The sequence below is a fragment of the Shewanella nanhaiensis genome (assembly GCF_019457885.1).
GTDB lineage: Bacteria > Pseudomonadota > Gammaproteobacteria > Enterobacterales > Shewanellaceae > Shewanella > Shewanella nanhaiensis.
This window is the reverse complement of sequence record NZ_JAHZST010000002.1, coordinates 165673-187064: the sequence shown is the minus strand read 5'-3', so window position 1 is coordinate 187064 and position 21392 is coordinate 165673. Positions and strand designations below refer to the sequence as shown.

At 42.4% G+C, this 21392-nt stretch carries 19 protein-coding genes and 4 tRNA genes; 16 read left to right on the top strand and 7 right to left on the bottom strand.

The window, feature by feature from the left end:
• Window positions 1–40: 40 nt before the first annotated feature.
• Window positions 41–967 (bottom strand): D-2-hydroxyacid dehydrogenase, encoded by a 927-nt coding sequence (locus K0625_RS03080; protein ID WP_220108323.1) that lies wholly within the window; start codon window positions 965–967, stop codon window positions 41–43.
• Window positions 968–1015: 48 nt separating this feature from the next.
• On the opposite strand from K0625_RS03080, the gene K0625_RS03075 reads away from it, so the two are divergent.
• Complete coding sequence (locus K0625_RS03075; protein WP_220108322.1) at window positions 1016–1348, top strand: DUF3392 domain-containing protein; 333 nt, start codon at window positions 1016–1018, stop codon at window positions 1346–1348.
• A 17-nt stretch (window positions 1349–1365) separates the two neighbouring features.
• Here the strand turns inward: K0625_RS03075 and K0625_RS03070 are convergent, their stop codons facing one another.
• The 5 genes from K0625_RS03070 to rsgA all read right to left on the bottom strand — a co-directional run bounded on the left by K0625_RS03070 (window position 1366) and on the right by rsgA (window position 8274).
• Window positions 1366–2073 carry a glycerophosphodiester phosphodiesterase gene (locus K0625_RS03070; protein ID WP_220108321.1) on the bottom strand — a complete coding sequence of 236 codons (708 nt, stop codon included), beginning with the start codon at window positions 2071–2073 and terminating at the stop codon, window positions 1366–1368.
• A complete protein-coding gene (locus tag K0625_RS03065; protein ID WP_220108320.1) occupies window positions 2073–5285 on the bottom strand; it encodes a mechanosensitive ion channel domain-containing protein in 3213 nt (1070 codons plus the stop codon). Before K0625_RS03065 ends, K0625_RS03070 begins: the two co-directional genes overlap by 1 nt.
• A gap of 137 nt (window positions 5286–5422) precedes the next feature.
• Complete coding sequence (locus tag K0625_RS03060; RefSeq protein ID WP_220108319.1) at window positions 5423–6316, bottom strand: DMT family transporter; 894 nt, start codon at window positions 6314–6316, stop codon at window positions 5423–5425.
• Window positions 6316–7179: an archaetidylserine decarboxylase gene (asd, locus tag K0625_RS03055; RefSeq protein ID WP_220108318.1), complete on the bottom strand. Its 864-nt coding sequence runs from the start codon at window positions 7177–7179 to the stop codon at window positions 6316–6318. The genes K0625_RS03060 and asd overlap by 1 nt, the downstream gene beginning before the upstream one ends.
• A gap of 36 nt (window positions 7180–7215) precedes the next feature.
• Window positions 7216–8274: a small ribosomal subunit biogenesis GTPase RsgA gene (gene rsgA, locus K0625_RS03050; RefSeq protein ID WP_220108317.1), complete on the bottom strand. Its 1059-nt coding sequence runs from the start codon at window positions 8272–8274 to the stop codon at window positions 7216–7218.
• A 111-nt stretch (window positions 8275–8385) separates the two neighbouring features.
• Here rsgA and orn point away from each other — a divergent pair, with 111 nt between their 5' ends.
• From orn to K0625_RS03020, 6 genes are all read left to right on the top strand, one after another.
• The gene (gene orn / locus K0625_RS03045) at window positions 8386–8931 is read left to right on the top strand and encodes an oligoribonuclease (RefSeq protein ID WP_220108316.1); all 546 of its coding nucleotides are present in this window, start codon (window positions 8386–8388) and stop codon (window positions 8929–8931) included.
• 225 nt (window positions 8932–9156) lie between these two features.
• Window positions 9157–9232, top strand: a tRNA-Gly gene (locus tag K0625_RS03040).
• A gap of 48 nt (window positions 9233–9280) precedes the next feature.
• A tRNA-Gly gene (locus tag K0625_RS03035) sits at window positions 9281–9356 on the top strand.
• A 164-nt stretch (window positions 9357–9520) separates the two neighbouring features.
• Window positions 9521–9596: transfer RNA gene (locus K0625_RS03030), tRNA-Gly, on the top strand.
• A gap of 132 nt (window positions 9597–9728) precedes the next feature.
• Window positions 9729–9804 (top strand) — tRNA-Gly (locus K0625_RS03025).
• Between the two features lie 589 nt (window positions 9805–10393).
• Window positions 10394–10849 (top strand): hypothetical protein, encoded by a 456-nt coding sequence (locus tag K0625_RS03020; RefSeq protein WP_220108315.1) that lies wholly within the window; start codon window positions 10394–10396, stop codon window positions 10847–10849.
• 114 nt (window positions 10850–10963) lie between these two features.
• Here the strand turns inward: K0625_RS03020 and K0625_RS03015 are convergent, their stop codons facing one another.
• Entirely contained in the window at window positions 10964–11131 is a 168-nt protein-coding gene (locus K0625_RS03015) for a hypothetical protein (RefSeq protein WP_012326761.1), read from the bottom strand.
• 137 nt (window positions 11132–11268) lie between these two features.
• On the opposite strand from K0625_RS03015, the gene K0625_RS03010 reads away from it, so the two are divergent.
• The 9 genes from K0625_RS03010 to hflC all read left to right on the top strand — a co-directional run bounded on the left by K0625_RS03010 (window position 11269) and on the right by hflC (window position 21230).
• Window positions 11269–12747, top strand: a complete 1479-nt coding sequence (locus tag K0625_RS03010; protein WP_438944486.1) for an NAD(P)H-hydrate dehydratase — start codon at window positions 11269–11271, stop codon at window positions 12745–12747.
• Between the two features lie 108 nt (window positions 12748–12855).
• Complete coding sequence (gene tsaE, locus K0625_RS03005; RefSeq protein ID WP_220108313.1) at window positions 12856–13314, top strand: tRNA (adenosine(37)-N6)-threonylcarbamoyltransferase complex ATPase subunit type 1 TsaE; 459 nt, start codon at window positions 12856–12858, stop codon at window positions 13312–13314.
• 2 nt (window positions 13315–13316) lie between these two features.
• Window positions 13317–14636 carry an N-acetylmuramoyl-L-alanine amidase gene (locus K0625_RS03000; RefSeq protein WP_220108312.1) on the top strand — a complete coding sequence of 440 codons (1320 nt, stop codon included), beginning with the start codon at window positions 13317–13319 and terminating at the stop codon, window positions 14634–14636.
• Between the two features lie 61 nt (window positions 14637–14697).
• Window positions 14698–16545 (top strand): DNA mismatch repair endonuclease MutL, encoded by a 1848-nt coding sequence (mutL, locus tag K0625_RS02995; protein ID WP_220108311.1) that lies wholly within the window; start codon window positions 14698–14700, stop codon window positions 16543–16545.
• A gap of 31 nt (window positions 16546–16576) precedes the next feature.
• Window positions 16577–17467, top strand: coding sequence for a tRNA (adenosine(37)-N6)-dimethylallyltransferase MiaA (gene miaA / locus K0625_RS02990; protein WP_220108588.1), 891 nt, complete (start codon window positions 16577–16579; stop codon window positions 17465–17467).
• A 93-nt stretch (window positions 17468–17560) separates the two neighbouring features.
• Window positions 17561–17845 carry an RNA chaperone Hfq gene (gene hfq, locus K0625_RS02985; protein WP_012326755.1) on the top strand — a complete coding sequence of 95 codons (285 nt, stop codon included), beginning with the start codon at window positions 17561–17563 and terminating at the stop codon, window positions 17843–17845.
• Between the two features lie 22 nt (window positions 17846–17867).
• Window positions 17868–19166 carry a ribosome rescue GTPase HflX gene (gene hflX / locus K0625_RS02980; RefSeq protein WP_220108310.1) on the top strand — a complete coding sequence of 433 codons (1299 nt, stop codon included), beginning with the start codon at window positions 17868–17870 and terminating at the stop codon, window positions 19164–19166.
• Between the two features lie 43 nt (window positions 19167–19209).
• Window positions 19210–20349 (top strand): FtsH protease activity modulator HflK, encoded by a 1140-nt coding sequence (gene hflK, locus K0625_RS02975; protein WP_220108309.1) that lies wholly within the window; start codon window positions 19210–19212, stop codon window positions 20347–20349.
• 2 nt (window positions 20350–20351) lie between these two features.
• Complete coding sequence (hflC, locus tag K0625_RS02970) at window positions 20352–21230, top strand: protease modulator HflC (protein ID WP_220108308.1); 879 nt, start codon at window positions 20352–20354, stop codon at window positions 21228–21230.
• The last annotated feature ends 162 nt before the right edge of the window (window positions 21231–21392 follow it).

The following is a 21392-nucleotide window of genomic DNA, read 5'->3' as shown; positions in this document are numbered from 1 at the left end:
TCCTTTTCTATACGGCGAATATCAGTTTTGTAGTTTGTGCTTAATAGCCTCGAGCAAAATTTACTGCATGAGTGAGCTGCTCTCCCTGCAGTAGCTTGTGGTAGTTATTTGAAAATATCTCTACTACCTGCTCTGGAAAACTAGGTGCGGCGATATGTGGGGTAATAATCACATTATCCAGTGTCCAGATTGGGTGCTCTTTTGGTAAAGGCTCCTGATTGAACACGTCTAAAATAGCATGTTGGTCACTGTTCTCTATTAACTGCATGTAGAGTGCATCAAGATCTAACACATCGCCACGGCCTAAGTTAAAAAAGATAGCACCAGGTTTCATCATAGAGAGCAGCTCAGCATTGAGAGCCCCTCTTGTTTGGGGGGTACTAGGTAAAATGCTGGCCACAGCATCTGCTTGCGCGAGGTGTTGTGAGATATTGGCTAGCGTATCAACTTTATCAAACCCTTTGGTTGGTTTGGCCCCGCGGTTTATTCCTGTGACGTGCATTCCAAAGTGTTTTGCTGTTTGGGCTAAGTGTTTTGCTATATTTCCTGTTCCTAAAAGTAGCAGATTTTGACCTTGCAGAGTTTTAAAGCTACCGGGAAGCCAGATTTTTTCAGCTTGCTGGGTTTTATATTTTTGATGTTCACGTTGGTGCGCTAGTAGGTACCCAAAAAGGTATTCGCTCATCAATGGGCCGAATATCCCTCTAACATTTGTGAGTTGGTAATCTTTTCGCTGGCGAGGTTTGACTAGGGCATCGACTCCAGCCATGGTCGATTGCATCCAAGTTAAGTTATTAGCGTGAGGAAGTAGTGGGGCTGCCAATGCTGGTTCAGCCAGCCAAACATTAGCCTCTAAAATGCTACTAGGTTCGTCACCAAGTAAAACGATGTCAGGAAGATGGCAAGAAGCTAGCAACTCCCTATAGCGTTCATTTTTACTGGTTAGTAATAGCAACTTGTGTCTCATACTTACTCCGCTTATTCTTAACTCGATTTTTTGTTAATGGACCCTAATATGGAACAAATTATTTCAATTTTTCATCAAGTTGGTAGCTTGTTATACCCTTGGCTGAATGAGGTCGCTACCGCAATTATAGCCTGTTTTCTCGTGGCCTTTGGTGCTGATATCAACCGTTTCCTAAGGCGGAAATTATTAGGTCGTTCCTTTATTCTGCGTACATTTACCTTTGTTTTGGTTAATGCTTTTGGTTACGGCATGTTGATCGTGACCGTCAGCCCACTACTGGCTAGGAGCATGGCTAAACTGCCTGCTCCTTGGCTGTTATGGTCTGTGATCTTGATTTTTTTACTAATTGGTAGTTGGGCACAGAAAAATCGCCAAGTTTGACTTTACCTAGATAAAGTTTAGGCGCGAATGCCACTTTCCTCTAGGATTTTGGATGCCCTATCAGGATAATTGCTAAATATACCATCGATCCCCATGTTTGATAACATTTTTACATCATCAATATGGTCGACAGTGTAAACAAAAACTTTCAACCCTTTAGCGTGAGCCTCATCAATAAGAGCCTGATTAATAAAACTTAGGCTCAAATGGATTGAGTAGGCGTTCAGAAGTGATGCTGTGTGGGTGTTATCAAGTTGTACTCCTTCGATTAGGGGAGCAATGTAGGCATCTGAATATAATTGGCGAAACTGTTGCAAAAAACCGTGGTGAAAAGATGAGATGAGTAGTTGATCTGGAGTGAAGTTTAACTCATTTAAAAGTCTGGGATAGAGTGTAATAAATGGCGCTAAACAGGTCATTCCCTTTAGCTCAATGTTGACGATGCAATCATACTTACTCAGGAATGTCATCACCTCCCAAAGTGTCGGAATGGGCTCATTTTGCACTGAAACTGTATTCAGATATTGTTGAGAGACTTGGTCAATCACGCCTTTACCGTCGCTTTTGTGATCTAATCTTCTGTCGTGATAGACATACAGCTCCCCCTCAACACTGTGAATATCCAGCTCGATGGCGCGACAACCCAGTTCGATGGCTTTTTTCATCGCAGCTAAGGTGTTTTCGGGAGCGTAGCCACTCGCGCCTCTGTGAGCAAAAATAATCATTAGGTTCTTATCAATCCTTGAGTGTCTTTATTGTGGGTGTTGCTGATATGAACTTCCAGTTGTGGGAAGGCCAATTCCAGATTATTTTCTCTAAGCTTTTTACTAATCTCTTTATGTAGTTTATGGCGAAGTGGCCATCGAGTATTCATATCTTTAGCGTACGCTCGAACTTCATAGTCTTGGGTGTGTTTACCAAAGCCTGCAAACCAGACTTCAGGCTCGGGGATCTCCAAAGCCTCATCGCACTCTTTGACAGCTTGGTAAAGTGAGGCTTCAACACGAGCGGGATCAGAATCTCGAGCTACAGAGACATAAACAATCACTCGAGTAATAGGATCGGAGAGAGACCAGTTAATCAACTGCTCGGTAATAAACGCCTTATTGGGGATAATGATCTCCTTTCTATCCCAATCGATAATGGTTGTTGCACGGATCTGAATTTTACTCACGGTTCCGGTGAGATCCCTAATAGTGACGGTATCGCCAATACGTACTGGCTTTTCAAACAGAATTATCAGACCGGAGATAAAGTTGGCAAAGATCTCTTGTAGACCGAAACCTAAGCCAAGAGAGAGCGCGGCAATGAGCCATTGAAGTTTTGACCACTCCATTCCTAAGGTGGAAAAGCCACTTAAAATACCGAAGAAGATAACTAAATAGCGGCTGACCGTGGTGATAGCAAAGCCAGTTCCTTGGGTCAGATCCAGTCGCTGTAAAATGGTCAACTCGATGAGGCCGGGTAAATTGGTGGCTATCATGAGTGAGAAGCCGACGATTATCAGTCCTAGCAGCAGAGATTTAAGGGTTATTGGTAGAGGTTGCTCTATGCCGTTAATGGTCGTATTACTGGTCCAGAGAGTGATCCCGTCGAGTAAAGAGAACAATGCTGTGTGAGTTTGGGTCCATAGGCCCACTAAGCTCACTAGGAAGGCTAAAATCAACAAGGAACGAACCAAACCAAGGGATTGGCTTGAAATCGTCTCTAAATCGACCTGAGGCTCTTCATAGGTATCTAAAGGATCTCCGCTGCTTTGTGTTTCCTCCCCCCTTTCTCGCTGCGACAGTATCTCAGCTCGTCGCGCTTTAGCGCGATCGAATGCAATGCGTCGGCGCTCGATTAACATCCAGCGTTTAGTTAACTGGTAAAGCAACATGAAGCCGAGAGAGAGCAGGAGTGAGATCTGTAACTGCAGCAGCATTTGAAAGGCCGTGTAGTAGTATCCCTTGAAAGCTAAAACGGCACAAACAGGCGGAACGAGTAGAAGAATTGCCCATAACAACCGCTGTAATAGTTTTTTATTTTTACCATCCTGATGAGCATGATATTCACGCTTGGAAATTGACAGTATCTCTTTATAGAACATAAACAATAAGATACAGAATATAATAAAGGCGCCTCTTCCTATGCTGTTTCTCAAGACTGAGTTATTGATAACCTCAGTGACTCCCATAATTCCGAAAAAAGGAATCGTGGTGAGAGTGAACGCCTTTAGCTTGAGTTGCCCCTTACGTATGAGCGCTTCATGGCCTTTGAAGTGACTAATTAACAAGCCATTATTGAGTGCAAGTAAGTAAGAGAAACGGTATAGCAGATAGACTAAGCCGATCACTAAGACGCCCATACCAATTGCTGATACCATATTTTGCTCTGATTTCAGCATGATGATACCAGCAAGCACAATAGGAGATGGCTTAAAGATACTGTAGATAAAGGTATTAACGAGTGCTCTTAAAGTGTAAAAAAAACTATCTTGAGTCACATTCCCTACAAAGGCCGCATCTTGCTCTAAGGTTTTATTAAACTTAGGCGTCAGAATGTCCTGAGCAATTAAGCTAACAATTAAAAGAATAAGCCACCATGACCATAAGGTACTCTGGGTACTGATTGAGGCAGATACTTGGGTCAATGGTTGTTGAGCAATCAACCACTGGGTGCTTTGCAGCAGATCAGTGAACCATAATTTGCCTATTGAGTTCGCATTGGGAACCCAAAATAGGTGCTCATTAAGGGTACTTTTTATGGTTAAATTTTGCTGAGTTAGCTGCTCATAAATAACCCTAAGATCGGCAAGCTCACTCAGATAGAGATCGTAACCTTGAAGGAGCTGTACCAATAGATCATGTTGTGAATTAAGTAACTGATTCTGAATAAGGGTAAAGGAGCCTATTGACTGTAGCTGTTGGCCATTTAACGTTTGGTCTTGCTCTAATTGATATTTTATCAGCCTGCTATTGGCGATTTTAGTTTGTAGCTTCTCCTGATCTGGTACAGAAGGAAGCGATTGCAGTATCTGTAAAAAGCGTTCGCCAAAAGCTGAACTTAATTTAATCCAACTGATCTGTTGCTGGATATTTGTTAGCTGTTTTGCTTGTTGCTGGTAAAGGTTTTCAGCCTGTTCCTGCTGCTTAACGGCCTCATTAGTCAGGAGAGTTAATTTTTTTAGCTCATCTGCGTATTCACGATTCTTCTGGCTTAGCTCTTGGGTCAGTGGATTTTGTTCATTAGCCGTTTCGATAAGACTTTTGGCAATGGTTGAGTCTGTTTTATGTTGGCGTTGTTGTGCCATTTCGCTATTAATCGACTCAATTAGGCTCTCTTGTTGAGATAGCTGCTTTCTAACAAGTTGCATCTGCTGCTGATTGAGGTTGATTCGCTTTTGGCTACTGGCAAGCTCAGCTTCAAGTGTCGATAGGCTTTGAGTATAGAGTTGGCGTTGTGCAACAAGAAGTTTCTCTTCAATATTGCCTGTATTTTTGATTTTATTTTTGCTGTGGGCGGTGAGTGCTTTTCTTGCACTGATGATCTTACTTGGAAGTTGATTATGCTCTTTTAATAGAAGAGTGATCTTGGCGTGAAGTTCAGCCTCTATCTCCTTTAGCTCAGATAAGCGTAAGTAAGCAAATGAGGCTTGTTGTGTTAACCCCTGGTTTTTAGACCAAGTTAATGGGGCTTGTGCTTCCTGTAGTTGATGTTCAATATTGAGCTTATGACCCTCATAATTATTGATTAAATCAATATAGTTTTTCTCCACTTCAGCAAGCTCATTGGTATTGCGCTCTATATGAGCGAGTTTCTCTTCCGCGGTTAAGTTTTCGCCTTGGGTCTGATTTATCCCTAATTTTTTATTTAAATCTAAAGGGTTTGCAGCGTGAGCACTCATGGTGAAGAGGAAAAAGGTAAGTAATAAAATTGCGCGGATAGTTTGAAACATAGCCTAGTGCTGGTTGAGAAAGCGACTCGTGTATAGTACCAATAAAATGGAAGATTGAAATCGCTGGCGATCTATTTTCAAATAAATTTAATTCAAAGCTACTGGTTTATCTTCTGGCTCTGCTTTAGCGCTTCTATTTAATTTTTAGAGGTGTTTACTTTAGGCTGCTTTCGACTTTGTTGTGTTTCAAATATAGCGGTCGCCACGACTAAGATCCCCCCTATTGCTGTTTTTATATCTAAGGTTTCCCCAAGAAATATTAAGGCTAGTATGGCTCCGTAAAAAGGCTGAAGACAAGAGACTAAACTGACTGTTTTAGCGCTTAGGTGTCTTAGTGCAGCGGTAAAAAGTGCGTGGGGTGTAGCGGTAAAAACGACGCCTAGCAGGAGTATCATCCACCAGATATTTTGCTCTATCTGGCTTAGCTCTATTGTATGCCAAGGAGCTAAAAAAATAACGGCAACAGCTGTTTGATAGAACATGGCTTTAGAGCCTGAGTAGGCTGAAAAGTACCGTTTGTGCAGTAAGTTTCTGGCTGTAAAAAAGATGGCAGACAGAATACCTACCGCAATTCCTAAGGTAACATCGTTGCCTAAGCTAGCCTCAGGGATGAGGAGTATGACGCCAGTAAGTACAACTAGACCGCTAATGATATCGACTTTTTTTATACGGCTACCTGTAAAAAAAGGTTCCACTAACACAGTCATAACTGGATAAGTGAAGAAAGCTATCATGCCGATAGCAACTGAGGATAGTTGCATTGAAGCAAAGTAAGTGACCCAATGAAGGCTGACGACAATGCCTAGACCAATTGCGATAAAATAGTCTTTTGATGAGTCGAGTCGTAATCTACTTTTGCTGGCTTTAACAAGTAAAGCTAAGGCTGTAGCAGCGATGAGACAGCGCAGTAGAGTGATATCCAGTGCGCCAAGAGGAATGAGTTTTGAGAAGAGTGCAGTGCCACCAAAAAGCAGCACTGCCATATGTAACTCTAATAAACCTGATTGTCTATTGTTCTCAGTTTGAGTCATTAATCCTCAATTTTTGCGAAAGGCTGTCCCATACGCGTAACGGCTTTCGGAGTGACATCATCGGCAAAGTCATCTAAAGCATCTTTGGCAAATAGCATGACAACCGTACTGCCTAACTTGAATCGGCCCATCTCTGCACCTTTCTCTAAGGTAAGTGCGGCAGGACCCTCGGTTGGATAATCCCAAGTAAATACTTTCTTACCCGTTGGCGGTGTAACTGTACCTGCCCAGACAGTCTCTATGCTGGCAACGATTGTTGCACCAACTAATACCATCGCCATTGGACCTATCTCGGTTTCGAAGATTGCCACAACGCGTTCGTTTCTGGCAAATAGACCAGGAACGTTTTCCGCCGTTAGCGGATTGACTGAAAACAGTTCACCAGGAACATAGGTCATTTTTGACAAGGTTCCTTTAATTGGCATATGAATTCTGTGGTAATCCTTCGGTGCCAGATAGATAGTTGCAAAGTCACCATCTTCGAATCGTTTTGCATCATCAGCTTGATCGCCTAAAAGTGCAAGTGATGAATATTCATGTCCTTTAGCTTGAAATATCTGTCCATGTTTTATTGGACCACATTGGCTCACAGCACCATCAACAGGGTGGACTATGTAATCTTTTTTATCTGAAATAGGGCGGATGCCAGGCTTAAGGGCGCGGGTGAAGAAGTCATTAAAGCTGCTATACGCTTCTGGTGAACTTTGAGCAGCTTCACTCATATCTATTTTGTATTGTTTAATAAACCACTTGATTGCTGCTGTGGTGATGCTTCCCATCTTAGCCGCTGCTAGTTTACCAACAAGACGTGAGACTAAATGTTTAGGCATTATATACTGCAGCGCGATTTTTATTTTATCCACTTTCTTACTTCCCTAATTTTTCTGTTGCTAACCGAGTTACAGATCTGTGTCACTTCTAAAATGGCGAGCATGACGTTGCTCATCTAGACTGGCGATGATTCTGTGGTAGTTATTATATCTATCTTCGGTGATCTTCCCTTCATTGAAGGCTTGGGTGATGGCGCAGCCAGGATCGTTTTGATGTTTGCAGTCTCTAAATTTACAAGTACCTAAGTAGTCTCTGAATTCGATAAAGCACCAACCTACTCGTTCAGCTGGTAAGTGCCACAGTGCAAACTCACGAACGCCTGGAGAGTCAATTAAGTCGCCACCACTGGCAAAGTGAAGTAACTTTGCAGTCGTTGTCGTGTGTTGCCCTAACCCTGAGTTTTCTGAAACATCACCGATTAACAGTTCCGCATCTGGCATCATTGAGTTGATCAGTGAAGATTTTCCAACACCTGATTGGCCAACAAAAACACTCACCTTGGCATTAAGTAGTGCTTTTATTTGATCGATCCCTTCACCTGTTTTACTGCTAACCTTTAGCACTGGGTAGCCAATATCACGATACCTTTGCAACGCCTCTTCAATGGAAGCTCGCTCTTCGTCAGAGATGAGATCAATTTTATTTAAAATAATTACAGGGGTAATTCCTGTGTCCTCAGCCGCAACAAGATATCGATCTATTATCTGTGTGGTAAAGCTAGGGACAACGGAGGAGACAATCAATATTTGGTCAATATTGGCAGCAATTATTTTAATTCCATCATACAAATCAGGGCGTGAAAGTGAGGAGTGGCGCGGGTGAACGGCTTCCACCACACCAGCTATGCCTGTTTCAATATCCTGAGCAAGTCTGGCAATAACCTTATCACCAGTGACCAAACTTTGTATATTTCGGCGCATATTACAGCGGACAATTTGGCCAGATTCTGTTTCTATATCGGCATGTTGACCAAAACGAGATATAACAGTTCCGAGCTGTTCTGGCCCAAGTGAACTATCCTGTAACTCAGGGGCATTGTTACCTGAATCTTGCCGTTGGAGTCTTTTCTCTTGATTAGCTCGCATACGGCGTCGCTGACCTTGACTTAGGGGTTTCTTTTTACTCACAGTTTTGTCATCGTTAAATAAGGTGATTTTGTGTCGCTTAAAAAAGCAGTATGATACACGGTCTTAAACAAAAAAGCCTGAATTTAGGCAAATAGGGAAAAAGGCAGATTTATGGCTGCAGACGCAAACAATCTCATTTGGGTCGACTTGGAGATGACAGGGCTTGAGCCTGACGTTGACAGAATTATTGAGATTGCAACAATTGTGACAGATAAAGAACTCAATATTATTGCAGAGGGACCTGTCATTGCTATTCATCAATCTGATGAACAATTGGCCAAGATGGATGATTGGAATAAAAAACATCATGGTGAATCAGGCTTAGTGGATAGAGTTCGTTCGAGTCAATATAGCGAAGCGCAAGCTGTCGCTATGACCATTGAGTTTCTTTCTCAGCATGTCACCAAGGGGTCTTCTCCTATGTGTGGCAATAGTGTTGGTCAAGACCGTCGTTTTATGACTCTATATATGCGGGAGCTGGAAGATTTTTTCCATTATCGAAATATAGACGTCAGCACAGTAAAAGAGCTCGTTCGTCGCTGGGATCCAGAGGCAATGAATGGCTTTTCCAAGCTAGGTACCCACAAAGCATTGATCGATATTCAGGAATCTATTGCTGAATTGCAGTATTATCGAGCAAAAGTATTTAAAATTTGACCGATCAGTCATTTTATTTTCAAGAAGGGGTTGCAGCAATATGAAATTCTCATATAATGCGGCCTCAACTTTACTGCTGTAGCAGATTAAGGTTGATATTAAGGGATTGGCTAGAGATACTCTGCCTCACTTAATAGATAGTTTTGCGACATTAGCTCAGTTGCTAAAGGTGAGAATACGATACCTTTGGTTAATGATTAACGTTAAGGTTGTAAGAAGATAAAAGCGACATTAGCTCAGTTGGTAGAGCGATACCTTGCCAAGGTATAGGTCATCGGTTCGAACCCGATATGTCGCTCCAAATTAAAATTTAAAGATTTACCAAACTCTTTAAATATAAAAGATTTATGCGACATTAGCTCAGTTGGTAGAGCGATACCTTGCCAAGGTATAGGTCATCGGTTCGAACCCGATATGTCGCTCCAAATTTAGTTTAAAAGCGACATTCGCTCAGTTGATTTACTCGAAAGAGTTGATACCTTCTTTTTCCATGGTATAGGTCATCGGTTCGAACCACTCTTTATGAAAGAATGGTCGCTCCAAATTAAAGTTTAAAGATTTACCAAACTCTTTAAACATGAAAGATTATGCGACATTAGCTCAGTTGGTAGAGCGATACCTTGCCAAGGTATAGGTCATCGGTTCGAACCCGATATGTCGCTCCAATTTATGTGTAAAAGCGATATTTCGCTCAGTTGATTTTCTCGAGAGAGTTGATACCTTCTTTTTCCAAGGTATAGGTCATCGGTTCGAACCACTCTTTATGAAAGAAGTGGCGCTCCAATTTAAAAGATTATGCGACATTAGCTCAGTTGGTAGAGCGATACCTTGCCAAGGTATAGGTCATCGGTTCGAACCCGATATGTCGCTCCAATCTCCTCTCTTGTTTCAAACTTCCAACAAATTCCAATAGACCTCAGATAATGTTAAAAGATCACTCGATATTAGCTCAGTTGTGCTAGTAGAAAATGTTGATACCTTCTTTTTTCCAAGGTTTAGCTTCTTGTTAAACCAAAAGCCGATTCGAACCACTCTTTATGAAAAGAAAGGTCGCTCCAATCTCCTCTCTTGTTTCAAACTTCCAACAAATTCCAATAGACCTCAGATAATGTTAAAAGATCACTCGATATTAGCTCAGTTGTGCTAGTAGAAAATGTTGATACCTTCTTTTTGCCAAGGTTTAGCTTCTTGTTAAACCAAAAGCCGGTTCGAACCACTCTTTACAAAATAATGGTCGCTCCAATCCCCTTCCTGATTCAAACTTCCTTAATTATTAATACTTAGCTCACCTTATTAGACATAGCGTGATGAGCTAGTGATTTCTTTAACAAGGCCTAATGTAGTGCTTTTGAAAGATCTTAAAGTTTGAGCTTGTTCAAATATTCCCATGTTTTTTGACCGCATAATGAATCCACTTATCAATTTAGCCAAAGCATTTGGCGAGTATTTGGGAGAGGATATAATGCGATTTCAACAACTAAGAGAACTGCTAGGCTATGTTGCTACTTGCCGACATGAAATGTCTCAGCTATATGGAAGACTACTGAGTGATGCAGACTCTTCACGTGTGAAGATGATGCTTGAGTACTTCAAACAGCATCAAGAGGCTGTGGCTGAGCAGTTAGAAGACTATATTGATGAAGCGCCTAAGAAGGTATTGGATACCTGGTATAAAGATATTACTTTCGAGGATTTTATCAAAAGGTGTCATGAGTTAACGCTGACTGCAAATATGTCTGAGGAAGATATCCTAGAAGCTCATCTGGATCTGGATAATCGCCTTATTGATCTATTGCAAAAAACTGCTGAACACTCCTCATCAAGTGAGATTTCAGGCGCATTAAATGACTTAGTACGCGTCGAAAAAATCCAGCAACAGCGTTTAGTACATAGCTCAATAAGAATGGATGATCTTTAATTAATTTGCGCTAGATTAAGTATGTGTTACACACAATGAGGTACCTTTAGGGTGCCTTTTTTATTGCTTTTAAAGTCATAGGTCTGGTTGGTAATGAAAGCTATCTATCTAAATTTAATCTTGATCTTTGTCACTATCTAGCTGAATTAGCGCTTTATATATACCTAAAGCGACTAATATTATGCAGATAAGCAGTAGTGCCTGTATTAAAATATTTGACTGTAATGGCAAGCTAATTAGCAATAGAGACAGTGCTAAAATAGCTAAGGTAAAGAGCTTCATCCATTTGCTCCAATTGAGTGAAAAATTTGAGGTCAAGTATCTCTTACTTATAGTGTAGTGATACTTGCTAATCTTTACGAATCTAAGATTCAATTCAATTGTTTATATTTGTTTAATCAAATTTTAACGAGGCAGGGATACACACTTCTATGATTCATTTACCCGTTAATCTATTTCTCGCTTCTCAGGTGGAAGATGCGGAAAAAGCCTTTGTTAGAGCTGAAGATATAAGCCTAAGCCAATTAGTGGAAACCGCTGGAGCTAAAGCTTTCGAGCTGCTCTCCTCCTCAATAGACAGATCTTCCCCAATACTGTTACTGGCAGGTTATGGTAATAATGGTGCCGATGCCTATGTTTGTGCTCGTTTATTGATTGAGGCGGGTTATCAGATCTCTTTAATGGGGCTTGATAAAACACAGATGGGAACAGAAGTGTTAGCTGCTCAGTCTGAGTTTCGTAGAGTGGGTGGTAGAGTAGAGTGTTCTGATATAGATAAAATCCTCTCGGCATCCATCATTGTTGATGGTCTACTGGGAGTCGGCTGTAAAGGGGAATTAAGAGGGGAGTTTAAGCCGATCATAGAGGCGGTAAACCTAAGTAAGGCTAAGGTTTTCAGCTTAGATGTCCCCTCTGGGTTGAACCCTGACACTGGAGCGGGAGACGGTGCTGTTATCGCAAATGTAACGCTTACATTTGGGGCCGTAAAACAGGGGCTATTAACTGGCCGAGCAAGAGCCTGCGTGGGAGAGCTGTTGTTTGCTGATATCGGTTTAATCGATTATTTATCTCCACCATCATCAAAAGTGATCTCTTTAGATTTTGTCAGGGAACATATTGTTCCCAGAGCAAGGGACTCCCATAAAGGTGACTCGGGGAAGGTTTCTGTCATAGGTGGTGATACAGGTATGGCTGGAGCGGTTAGGCTTGCAGCTGAGGCTTGTTTAAGAGCTGGAAGCGGATTAGTTACGGTAATCTCAAAGCCTGCACATCAATTAGCTGTCAACGCGACTCGACCTGAATTGATGTTCTGGGGTTGTGATCTGGTTGATATGGAGGTTTACCTCAAACTAGGTTGGGCGGATGTTCTCTTGATTGGCCCAGGACTTGGGCAGCAAGATTGGGGCTATAATTTACTTAAAGCTGTAGGGTTAAGTGATAAGCCCTGCGTATTGGATGCCGATGCATTGAATATGTTAAGCCGTGAGCCTTATAAACAGGAAAAGTGGGTATTGACGCCGCATTCTGCCGAGGCGGCAAAACTTTTAGGTATTACGACTTGCGAGGTGGAGCAAGATAGGTTTGCGGCTGTTAAAGCAATACAGACTAAATATGGCGGGGTGGTGGTGTTGAAGGGGCCAGGCACATTGATTTGTGACGCTAAAGAGTGTGTTGTTGCGCCAGTAGGAAATCCTGGTTTAGCAAGTGGTGGTGCTGGTGATGCTTTAGGCGGAGTTATTTCAGCGCTTATGGCCCAAGGCTTCGATTCCTTCACTGCTGCCAAGATGGGAGTGGTTATCCATGGTGAGGCTGCTGATCGCGCAGCATTAGAGGGGGAAAGGGGGATGTTAGCAAGTGACTTAATGCCGCATATTAGACACTTAGTTAATAATCTTTAGTATTTTAGTAAAGTTTAACTGCAATTGAGTGAAAGCTGTTTAGCTAGTAAGCTATTTAATATAAAGTAACGGGTTCGAATTAACTTTAGAGTGTTAAAGATAGATACCATGACATCAGTTAAAGTCTACTTAGATAATGAGCAAGATACGGTCGAGTTAGGGAAGCGATTAGCGGCAATCATTACGCCTCCATTGATCTTAAACCTATCGGGTGAGCTTGGTGCAGGTAAAACGACCTTAAGTCGTGGATTGATACAGGCTTTTGGCCATCAAGGTGCGGTAAAGAGTCCTACTTATGCCTTAGTAGAGCCCTATGAGCTAGCTGGTGTCGATCTATTTCATTTCGATCTTTATCGTTTAAGCGATCCTGAAGAGTTAGAGTTTATGGGGATCAGAGATTATTTCACCAAAAATAGTATCTGCATCGTTGAGTGGCCTGATCGTGGTCATGGGTTAATGCCCGAAGCAGATATAAGTTGTCACATAAAATATCTGGATGCAGGTCGTGAAGTTGAGATAGTTTCAGGATCTGAAAAAGGGCAGTTGTTACTAAGTAAATTCAAATAATAATGATAAAAATAGCGTCGGTTTTACAATTTTTTCTATTGTCGGTGACCTTGTGCTCATCTTTCTTTGTCCATAGTGCTAATAAACTGGATGGAGTGAGAATTTGGGCTGCGCCTGAGTCGACCCGAGTCGTTTTTGATCTAAATAAGGCCCCTGATTTCAGTTATTTTACGTTAACAGGCCCCTATCGACTTGTCGTTGACCTGAAGGGGACCTCCACCTCAGTTAATCTCAGTAAGCTTGCAAATAATAGTAAATTAGTTAAAAGAGTTCGCATTAGTAAGCCACCATCGAAGGGAACTTTAAGGCTAGTTATTGATCTGACAAAACCTGTTAAATCGAACCTGTTTTCACTGCCTCCAACGGCCCCCTATGGTAATAGGTTGGTTGTTGATCTTGATGACAGCGGCTCAAAGAAGGTGGCTCAAAGTAGTCAGCCTAAGGCCAAACTTAGAGATGTCGTGGTCGCCATTGATGCGGGTCATGGCGGTGACGATCCTGGTTCAATTGGGCCTTCGGGAATTTATGAGAAAAAAGTGGTGTTAGAGATCGCTAAGAAAGTCGAGGCGAAAATCAATGCTACGCCGGGAATGAGGGCTGTAATGACTCGTACCGGAGATTACTTCGTTAATCTTAATAAACGTTCTGAAATTGCTCGTACCAGTAAAGCCGATCTACTTGTGTCTATTCACGCTGATGCCTTCACTTCGCCTCAACCAAGAGGGGCCTCAGTGTGGGTTTTGTCTATGAGGCGTGCTAACAGTGAGATTGGTCGTTGGCTTGAGCATAAAGAGAAGCATTCGGAGTTGCTTGGTGGTGCTGGTGAGATAATCCAGAATACGGATAACGAGCAATATTTAGCGATGACGCTGCTCGATATGTCCATGGATCGCTCTATGGCGATCAGTCACAATATTGCTGATGATGTACTGTCAAACTTAGGAAGAGTGACCAAACTGCATAAACATAAACCTGAGTCGGCGAGTTTTGCGGTATTGAAGTCTCCTGATATTCCCTCAATTTTGGTCGAAACGGGATTTATTTCGAACCACAAAGAGGAGCGATTACTCTCTCAGCGAGAGCATCAAAATAATATCGCCAAGGCGGTACATAAAGGTGTGCTGAAATATTTTGAGGCTAATCCACCTGTTAACTCCTTGATGGCCAGTAAGGGCTCGTTTAAGCATAATGTCCGTAAAGGTGAATCTCTATCTGTGATAGCGCATAAATATCAAGTGTCGATTGCCAGTATAAAGCGGGCTAATGGCTTAAAATCTAATACCTTAAGAATAGGCCAAAAGTTGGTTATTCCTAGGGCATAGTTTGCTGTAGGCTTGGAGGTGAGTTTACCTCTTAAACTTAACTATTTAAGATTAAAACGATATGACTATACAGATACTGTCACCACAATTGGCAAACCAGATCGCTGCTGGAGAGGTTGTCGAACGACCCGCTTCAGTGATTAAAGAGTTGGTTGAAAATAGCCTAGATGCTGGGGCTACCCGTGTCGATATTGAGATCGATAAGGGTGGCAGTAAGCTGATAAAAATCCAAGACAATGGCTCTGGGATCCCTAAGTCAGAACTGAATTTAGCGCTATCAAGGCATGCAACTTCAAAGTTGAGTACTTTAGATGATTTAGATGCAATTTTAAGTTTTGGCTTTCGTGGCGAGGCATTAGCGAGTATTAGCTCGGTTTCTCGTTTGACTTTGACCTCTCGAACTGCGGAGCAAACTGAAGCTTGGCAAGCTTATGCCGAAGGCTCAGATATGGCTGTGAAAGTGATCCCTGCCGCTCATCCTGTCGGAACCACGATAGAAGCGGTTGATCTATTCTTCAATACTCCGGCCAGAAGGCGATTTCTCAAAAGTGATAAAACAGAGTTTACCCATATTGATGAATGGCTTAAACGTATTGCTTTAGTTAAACCTGAGATCCATTTCACCTTAAAGCACAATGGTAAGCAGGTTCGTAACTATCGCCCTGCAAATAATCAAGATCAATACTTGATGCGTTTAGCGCAGATCTGTGGCAAAAACTTTGCAGAGCAAGCGATTGAGATCGATTGCCAACATGAAGGGTTAACGTTAAGCGGCTATATACAATCCCCATTTTTTACCTCTCCAGCTAGCGACACACAGTTTTTCTATGTCAACGGTAGATTAATTCGTGACAGATTAGTGAATCATGCGGTGAGACAAGCATTTTCGGATCATGGAACAGGGGAGTTAGCTAGCTATGTCCTGATGTTAGAGATTGCTCCTCATCAGGTAGATGTTAATGTCCATCCAGCAAAGCATGAGGTCAGGTTTCACCAAAGCCGTTATGTGCATGACTACATACTCCAGGCTTTACAGTCTGCCTTGATGCAGGTGGCTAGGGCGTCGATGCCGATTTCTGAAGAAAAGCAGGTCGAGTTTGTCGAAGATGATTGGCATAGTAAGCCCTTATCAACTGGGCGTGTTAGCGAAGCTTCTCCATCAAATTACTCAACACAGTCTAAATTTGATGAAAAACCAAGAGAGAGTGGTTCACAGGGGCAATCGAATTCAGTTTCTACTCCATCATCCTATTCAAGAGGCGGGGAGTATAGTGCCCGTTCTCAGCCTGAACTGCCTTCGGCGAGTGAGATAGCTTCCTATACTCAATTATTAAAAACACCTCAGGCGGCACAGGCGCCTACATTAATTAATAGTGATTTAAAGACTCCGATGCCACCAGTGTTAGCGGGCCAGTATTGGGTCTATGCTGCTGGTGATGAGCTTTCTTTGCTGCCGATTGATATCGTCGCAAAGTGGCTTGTGAAGCGTGATATTTTAGCAAAAATTGATAATGGCTTAGTCAGCCAGCCACTACTTATGCCTGTTTCAATTAAGGTTGATGAAGATTGGCTTAATACTATCGATGAGAGGGCACAACTGTTAAGGCAACTAGGGATTGAGATAACTATTCGCCTCGGACAGTTGATTATAAAGAAAGTGCCCCCATATTTAAGACAGAGCCAGTTAGTTACTGTTATTCCTGAATTGTTGCAGTGGGTAAGGTTTGAAGAACCGAGCCATGAAGCGTTAGCGTTATGGTTAGCAAAGCAAGATGATGGCAAGTTTGAATCTGCAGTAGCAACTTGGTCGGCATTTAGTCAGTTGGACGATGAGATCCAGCAAGAATTAGCACAGAAGGCTAAGGTATTACCTTGGCAGTCATGGTTAGAAGAGCAGTTGAGTGACTGAAGATAGTAAATTACCTCAGATAATAACGTTAATGGGCCCAACGGCTTCGGGGAAAACAGCCCTTGCCATTGCATTGGTTGAGCAGCATAACTGTGAAATTATCTCTGTAGATTCAGCACTTATATATCGTGGGATGAATGTTGGCAGTGCAAAGCCCAGCGCCGAAGAGTTGGAAAAAGCACCTCATAGATTGATTGATATTCGCGATCCTGCACAGAGTTACTCTGCGGCTGATTTTAGAGCAGATGCACTGCAAGCAATAGAAGAGATACTTGCTAAAGGGAAAACCCCCTTGTTAGTTGGTGGAACCATGATGTACTTCAAAGCCTTGTTAGAGGGGCTTTCACCACTTCCTGCTGCAGATGACGAAATACGTAAACAGATCCAGATTGAAGCCGATACCTATGGTTGGAATCATTTACATGATGAGCTTAAGCAGATAGATCCCGTTTCTGCCGAGCGTATACACCCTAATGATCCGCAGCGATTATCTAGGGCGATTGAGGTATATAGGATTAGCGGAAAATCGCTGACAGAACTTACCAAAATTAAGTCTGAACCTTTGCCTTATGAGGTTGTTCAGTTTGCGATCTCACCAAAAGATCGAAAACAGTTACATCTTTCTATAGAAGAAAGATTCAAATTGATGTTAAATCAAGGATTCGTTGAGGAAGTGCGGTCACTTAGGGAGCGAAGTGAACTGCATATTGACCTGCCTTCGATGAGATGTGTTGGTTATAGGCAATGCTGGCAATACCTAAATGGCGACTATGACTATGATACTATGGTCGAAAAAGCAGTCGTTGCTACTAGGCAATTAGCTAAACGTCAATTAACATGGTTGAGAGGATGGCCTGAGTTAAATTGGCTGGAAAGTGGGAGTGATTCAAATCTAACCACTGTATTGCGACATTGTCGCTAGCAAATTAGTCCTTGCTATATAATACTAAAACCAAAGAAAAAGTTATGTTGTATTAGTTTTACTACTTATTTTTAATAAAAAGGAAATTACAAAATGGCTAAGGGGCAATCTTTACAAGACCCGTTTTTGAACGCACTTCGCCGTGAGCGCGTTCCTGTTTCTATTTATCTTGTTAATGGCATCAAACTACAAGGGCAGGTTGAGTCATTTGATCAATTTGTTATTTTGCTTAAAAACACGGTTAGTCAGATGGTTTACAAGCACGCAATTTCAACGGTTGTGCCAGCTCGTCCATTTAACGTAAGTGCACATCACTCTTCACCTGCACCAACACCAGCTGGTGGCTTTAATGGTCAGAATGATGAGACTAGTGAGTAATATTTGTTAAGGAGTTTGCTTTTTGTTTGATCGTTATGAGGCGGGAGAAAATGCGGTTCTTGTCCATATCGACTTCTCCGATGAGGATAGTAGGGAAGATTTAGTCGAACTACAACTATTGGTAGAGTCGGCTGGAGCCCAGTCTGTTGGAGTGATAACAGGAAGCCGTCGTTCGCCTGACCGAAAGTTTTTTGTTGGTTCGGGGAAGGCTGATGAGTTAGCGGCTATGGTTGCCGCGACAGAGGCGAATGTGGTGATTTTTAATCACGCACTAAGCCCAGCTCAAGAGAGAAATCTTGAGATGGTGTGCCAATGTCGGGTATTAGACCGTACTACACTCATTTTAGATATTTTTGCCCAGAGAGCACGAACGTACGAAGGTAAGTTACAGGTAGAGCTAGCGCAGTTACGCCATATGTCAACTCGCCTGATACGAGGTTGGACGCATCTGGAGCGTCAAAAGGGTGGTATCGGTATGCGAGGGCCTGGGGAGACCCAGCTCGAAACCGATAGACGTTTACTCCGGGGACGGATAAGCAACATCAATAAGCGCTTAGCAAAAGTAGATAAACAACGTGAACAGAGCCGAAGAGCAAGGCGCCGTAGTGATTTAGCGACTGTGTCATTAGTTGGTTATACCAACGCAGGTAAATCGACTCTATTCAACTCTCTTACAACATCAGATGTTTATGCAGCTGATCAGCTTTTTGCCACATTGGATCCAACCTTAAGAAAGTTAGATCTTGATGATGGTAGTATTATTTTGGCTGATACTGTTGGCTTTATTCGCCATTTGCCACATGACTTGGTGGCGGCGTTTAAGGCAACACTGCAGGAAACACGAGAAGCCGATCTGCTACTTCATATTGTCGACTGTCATGATGAGAATATGGGGGACAACTTTGAGCAAGTCCAGTTAGTGCTCAAGGAGATTGGCGCAGAAGAAATTCCGCAACTTATTGTTTGCAATAAAATTGACTTGTTGGACGAGGTAAACCCAAAGATCGATTACGATGATGAGGGCGTACCAATTAGAGTTTGGGTTTCGGCTCAGAAGCAGCAAGGTTTAATGTTATTAAAGGAAGCTATCAACAGTATTGTTGGTAAGACAACTTTATCATTAAACCTAGAGATTCCGGCGACAGCCGGACATTATCTTGGTCAGTTATACCGACTCGATGTGATACAGCAGAAAGAATATGACGATCTGGGGAACTGTATCTTATCTGTTCGCATTTTAGAGGCCGATTGGCGTCGACTTGTGAAGCAGAGCGAAGGGGAGTTAGAGACTTTTGTTGTCGAACATTCGACAGTTGAGTAGTTTTTAGTGATCTCATTTATTTCATACACCAGTGGAGTGCTAAATGGCTTGGAATGAGCCCGGTAACAAGGGTAAAGACCCTTGGGGGAATAAGAATGGTAACGATAAGGGACCACCAGATCTAGATGAGGTGTTTCGTAATATCTCTAAACGCTTTGGCGGTGGTAAAGGCAATGGTTCTGGCTCGAGCTTAAGCTCATTTAGCCTGATCATTGTTTTAGGTATTGCCATTGTTGTGTGGGGACTATCAGGTTTCTATACAGTTAAAGAAGCTGAAAAAGGTGTTGCACTGAGATTTGGTCAGTATGTGGGGGATGTTGAACCTGGTTTACAGTGGAAGGCAACATTCATTGATGAAGTATTCCCTGTTAACGTGAATACAGTTCGCTCAATTCCTGCATCTGGAAGTATGCTGACAGCCGATGAAAACGTCGTATTAGTTGAGCTTGATGTTCAGTATCGAGTGGTTGACGCTTATCGTTTCCTATTCAGTGCCGTTGATGCTAATGCCAGTCTACGTGAAGCAACTGATAGTGCCTTGCGCTATGTTGTTGGTCACAACAAGATGGATGACATCTTGACCACAGGTCGTGATCAAATTCGCCGTGATACTTGGGCTGAAGTTGAGCGTATTATCGAGCCTTATAACTTAGGCATTTCGATTGAGGATGTTAACTTCCTACCGGCTCGTCCGCCGGAAGAGGTTAAAGATGCTTTCGATGATGCTATCTCTGCTCAGGAAGATGAACAGCGTTTTATCCGTGAAGCGGAAGCATATGCCAGAGCTATTGAGCCCAAGGCTCGTGGTCAGGTTCAGCGTATGGAGCAACAAGCTAACGCTTATAAAGAGCGTGAAATCCTAGAGGCTAGAGGTAAGGTTGCTCGCTTCGAGCTTTTACTTCCTCAATATAAGGCTGCGCCAGAAGTGACACGCGAACGTCTATATCTGGACACAATGCAAACAGTTATGTCAGGTACGAGTAAGGTACTTGTAGACTCTAAGAGCAGTAATAACATGATGTACTTGCCTCTGGATAAACTGATGCAAAAGAGTCAGTCAGATGCTAGGCCTCAAAAAGTGAATTCTGCTGCTTCGCTTAATTCATCAAGCAGTACGTTGAGCCAAAACAGTATGCCAATTGACTCACGTCCATCGCGCGGCGAACGTCAGGGGAGAAACTAAGAATGGGAAGATTAGTCGCAATTATTGCAGCGGTGCTTGTTGCCGTACTCTTGTCCTCAATCTTGGTTGTTAATGAGGGTGAAAGAGCAATTGTTTCACGCTTTGGCAAGATTTTAAAAGATGAGGGTGTGACTCGTATCTATGAGCCTGGTCTTCATCTTAAACTGCCAATGATAGATAAGATCAAGTTTCTCGATTCGCGTATCCAGACAATGGATGGCGCGGCTGATAGATTTGTCACTTCGGAAAAGAAAGATCTTATGGTTGATTCTTATGTGAAGTGGAGAATTGCTGATTTTGAGAAATACTATCTCTCAACTGGCGGCGGTATTAAAGCCAATGCTGAGTCTCTATTACAGCGTAAGATTAACAATGACCTTCGTACTGAGTTTGGTCGACGTACGATTAAGGAGATTGTTTCCGGTAGCCGTGATGAACTTCAGCAAGATGCGTTAACGAATGCTGCAGAAAGTGCTGCTGATCTTGGTATCGAAGTGGTCGATGTTAGGGTTAAGCAGATCAACTTACCTGCAAACGTCAGTTCAAGCATCTACCAGCGTATGCGCGCAGAGCGTACTGCTGTTGCTAAAGAGCATCGAGCTCAAGGTATGGAACAGTCTGAAATTATCCGTGCTAAAACAGATGCTTCAGTTACAGTTCAACTTGCCGACGCTCAACGTAAAGCATTGGAAGTTAAGGGTGAAGGGGATGCAGAATCGGCTAAAATTTATGCCGATGCGTATTCAAAGGATCCTGAGTTCTTTAGCTTTCTTCGTAGCTTAGAAGCGTATAAAGAGAGTTTTGCTGATGGTTCTAATGTGATGGTTTTAGAGCCTGACAGTGAGTTTTTCAAGTACATGAACAACTCTCAGTCGAAATAAATCTGTTTGAATTAAAAGCTCGGCTTAGTCCGAGCTTTTTTTATTTCCCGCATCTAACTCTCTAATTTAGCAATAGATGCTATTTGTTTTTCTCCTATCTTTTTGTTGCCTTCCCTTTAAAACCTTAGTTATAACGTGTGTTTTTTAAGCTAAGCAGAGTAT